The sequence below is a fragment of the Parapedobacter pyrenivorans genome, from assembly GCF_014636865.1.
In the GTDB taxonomy this organism is placed as follows: Bacteria; Bacteroidota; Bacteroidia; order Sphingobacteriales; family Sphingobacteriaceae; genus Parapedobacter; species Parapedobacter pyrenivorans.
Genome location: NZ_BMER01000007.1, coordinates 2,563 through 6,799, shown reverse-complemented (window position 1 = coordinate 6,799; position 4,237 = coordinate 2,563). Strand labels below are relative to the sequence as shown.

General features: G+C 60.4%; 2 protein-coding genes. Both read right to left on the bottom strand.

The annotated features are described in order from the left end of the window. A partial coding sequence (locus IEV98_RS22955) for a type IX secretion system membrane protein PorP/SprF (protein WP_188508405.1) occupies window positions 1-551 on the bottom strand: 551 nt, incomplete at its 3' end. A 142-nt stretch (window positions 552-693) separates the two neighbouring features. Beyond that, window positions 694-4,237: Ig-like domain-containing protein (locus tag IEV98_RS22950; protein WP_194444875.1), on the bottom strand; the 3,544-nt coding region annotated here is incomplete at its 5' end.

Below are 4,237 nucleotides of genomic sequence, written 5' to 3'. Positions count from 1 at the left end.
CGGCTGTCGCTGGCCACACCCAGGCTCCCCAGCATCAGCCGCGGAAGCGACAGCCCCACATAGTAACGCTCCGGACGGTACAGCAGCACCCCGAAGCCCACCAGTGCGTCCGTCTCCTTCACGTCCTCCCGGAAGGCCGGGTCAAGGGGGTCCAGCTGCGAGAAGCGCCCGTCCAGGTAGCTCACCCCCGCATTCAGCGAAAGCCCCACGTATTCCGTCTCCGATATCCGCACGCTCTTGGCAAAGAACGCCGAGGCTTCGGTCAGTTTCTCCACCGCCAGGCTCTCGTGGCGGATGTTCAGCCCAGCCGTCGCACCGAAGCTTTCGAAGCCCACGTGGCCGCTGCCCCAGAATACCGTGGGCGCACCGTCCATGCCCACCCACTGCCGCCGGCCGATCACCGACACCTCACCTTTCCGGCTCATCAGGCTCGCCGCCGGGTTGATCACCGTACGCAGCTGCCCATGCTGCGTGTGGGTGAGCGGCTGCTGGGCCCGGATGTGGCCCACCGCCAGCAAAATCACTATGACGCTGATTATATTCCTTTTCATTTTACTGCTTTTTCGATTATTACCTTTCATAAATCACCAACCAAACCCCTGCCGGTTTTACGCCGGTTGCAGACACGGCCTGGGAGACGGAAGCACAGCGCACCGGATCCAGTCGTGGAGCAACTGTCGTAAAACCTCTCCACTAATACCTTAACACAAAGTAACCCTTCCGGTATTCCGTACCGCTGCCCGCTTGGAGTTCCACGATGTAGAAGTACGTCCCCGCAGGAAGCTGCTGCTGCCCCGTGCCGACGCCGCGGAACGCCACCCGGTCGTTGTCGTAGCCGCTGGCCTCCCAAACCACCGTGCCGTTGCGGTTGATCACGCTCACCCGGTTACTCCGGTAATCCCGGATACCCTCGATGATCAGGAACTCGTTGATGCCGTCGCCGTTCGGCGATACCGCCTGATGCACACGCACCGGGAAGTCAGAGGCCGGGTCGACCACCCGTACCGTCACCGTCACCGGTCCGGCAGCTTCATGGTTGCCGTCGCCCGCCTGCGCGGCCGTGATGCGTACCGTACCCAGCCGGAGTACGTTGAGTGCCGTGCCGCTCAGTGTGGCCACCTGTTCGTCGTCGATTGCCAGGGATACCGGCAGCCCGCTTGAGGCCGTTACGTCCAGCTGTACCGTGCCCGCATCCCGGTTCACTTCCGCAGGGGCGTTGAACATGATCGTCTGGCTGGCCTTGCGCACAACCAATGCCTGGGTGATCTCCGGGCGGTTCGCATAGTTCCCGTTCGCCGGTACCGTGGCCGTGATCATCGCCTCGCCCGCGCCCGTGATGCGGATCATCCCGTCTGCCGTAATCTCCGCTACCGCCGGGTTGCTGCTCGTGTAGGTGATCCCCTCCCCGCTGCTGGTACTGGCATCCCCGCTGAAATCGTCATCCCCGTAGGTGCGTTCCGCCAGTACCGGGAAGGCCAGTGTCCGCATCCCAGGCGTGATCCGCAGCGTGGCCGTCAGCACCAGGTCTTCGTAGTTACCGCCGCTCACGGTAGCCGTTACTTCCTGGGTGCCCGCATCCGTCCGGCTGTTATTCGCATAACTTACCGATGCGCCCTCCGGCAGCATCCCTACAATCGTCAAGGATTTGGTCGTTCCGTCGTATACAAAGCTGCCGTCCGGTAATGTTATGCCCGAAATGATCACACTGTTCACTTCCAGGTCGAAAGCTGCCAGACTCGCCGACGCAGTACCGTCGGTCACCGCGATGACGATGCCCGTGGTGATGCCCACGTCACCGTTGCCCGGCGTGCCGGATAGCTCACCCGTGGCCGTGTTGAAGTCCGCCCAATCAGGCTTGTTCGTTATGCTGAATGTCAGCTCATCCCCATCGATATCTTCGGCTGCGGGGATGAAGCTATAGGCCATACCCTGATCCACGCTCATCGCCGGCGTACCGCCGATGGTCGGCGCATCGTTCACGTTCACCACCTCCAGGTCGAAGGCAGCAAGATCCACACTAAGCGTACCATCGCTCACCGAGATGACGATATCCGTGGTCACGCCCACATCACCGTTGCCCGGCGTGCCGGATAGCTCACCCGTGGCGGTATCGAAATCCGCCCAGTCCGGTTTGTTCGTGATGCTGTACGTCAGCTCATCACCGTCGATGTCATCGGCTACCGGGATGAAACTGTAAGCCACATCCTGGTCCACACTCGTTCCCGGCGTGCCGCTGATAGTCGGTGCATCGTTCACATTCACCACCTCCAGATCGAAGGCAGCAAGATCCGTACTAAGCGTACCATCGCCCACCGTGATCACGATACCCGTGGTCACACCCACATTACCGTTGCCCGGCGTGCCGCTAAGCTCACCGGTGGCCGTGTCGAAGTCCGCCCAATCGGGCTTGTTCGCGATCATGAAGGTCAGTTCTTCCATATCGTTATCGGCATCCGATGCCGTGGGCACGAAGCTGTACGCCACGTCCTGTTCCACGCTGGTAGCCGGTATACCGCTGATGGTCGGCGCATCATTCACGTTCACCACCTCCAGATTGAAGGCAGCAAGATCCGCACTAAGCGTACCATCGCTCACCGCGATCACAATGCCCGTGGTGATGCCCACTTCGCTGTTGCCCGGCGTGCCGCTAAGCTCACCCGTGGCCGTGTCGAAGTCCGCCCAATCCGGTTTGTTTGTGATCATGAAGGTCAGTTCTTCCATATCGTTATCGACATCCGATGCCGTGGGTACGAAGCTGTACGCCACGCCCTGATCCACCACTGTAGTCGGCGTGCCGCTGATCGTTGGCGCAGTGTTTACCATTACGGTAAACGTCGTTGTGCCGATATTGCCGGCCTCATCTTCCGCACTTAACGTAATTATCGTGATACCTGAGCCCGTTGCGGTTACTGTCATCGTACGGTTAGCGCCAATTCCGCCCACCGCGATGTCTCCCGCAGCCACCACCGCCGGATCGGAGCTGGTCACCGTAAGCACCACACCTACTGAAAGTGTGGTTTCATCGCCCAGGGTCACCACCATTGGCCCGCTGCTCGCACCCGGCTGCAGGTACCGGTCATCCATGGCCGCTAGAACAGGTACCTGGGTATCCACCGTCAGGGATAGCACTGCCGAGGAAGCACTTGTATTGCCCGCAGCATCGGTCGCGGTAGCCGTCAGGCCGTGGGCGCCGACGCTCAGTGTGCCAGTGGTTATGTGCCAATTGCCCAAGCCATCGGCCGGAGCTGTGCCCACAATCCCATCCCGATCGCTGGTCAGCGATACCGTGCTATTCGGTTCGGCCGTACCCGTCAGGGTGACGGCCGTGTGGTTGGTCAGGTTGTCGTTATCGCTCACCCCGCTGTCACTTGTCGGCAGTAGGTCGGGGGCAGATGGCGCCACCGGTGCTACCGAATCTTCGGTAATCGTCGGCACATCCACTGCACCGGAAATGTTGCCCGCTGCGTCCTCGGCAATGACCACAAAGTTATTGTCGCTATCCGCGGCCAGCGGAGCGCCTAGGCTCCAAGTGCCATCGGTCAATACGTATGCATCCAGCGCCGGCACATTATCCGGCACACCATCATTGTCCGCATCGGGGTAAAGCTTGACGGTTACGCCATTTTCACTGTGGAGACCGCTGATTGTGTAATCATCCGCATTCACTGAAACGGCTGCCGCCGGGAACGCCACCGTTGGTTCCACGGGTGCCTCCGTATCCACCTGGGCGTTGGCATTGCTGACCTGCGCATAGGCCAGTTCCGCATCGTTGCCCACCGCATCGCGGATGAAGTCGCCATTCAGGGAAATGCCGTTGGCAAGGGCAATTACACCTGCTCCGTCCGTATTGTCACCCGCCTGTACGGTATATTGGTAAAGCAGCGCGCCTGCATTTTCACTCACGAAAACGGCCTGGCGGGTCACTCCACCGATATCCAGCGCCAGCGTTGAATTCGGACCACCCACCAGCACATCCTCGTCTAGTGTAATCGTTACATCAATCCCATCGCCTTCGGCGTAGTCGCCATTTGCGATGGCCACGCTGGTTACCGTAGGTACCCGGGCATCCTTGCTGATCGTATGGGTGACCACCCCGGATTCATTGCCAGCAACATCAACCACTGTCAGGCTTACGGTGAGCGTTCCGTCATTCAAGCCACTCACATCAATCCCCGTAAACTGCTGCGCTGCCGAACCGACCGCCAATCCCGAAACGGCGACCGGCGTACCGCCATTG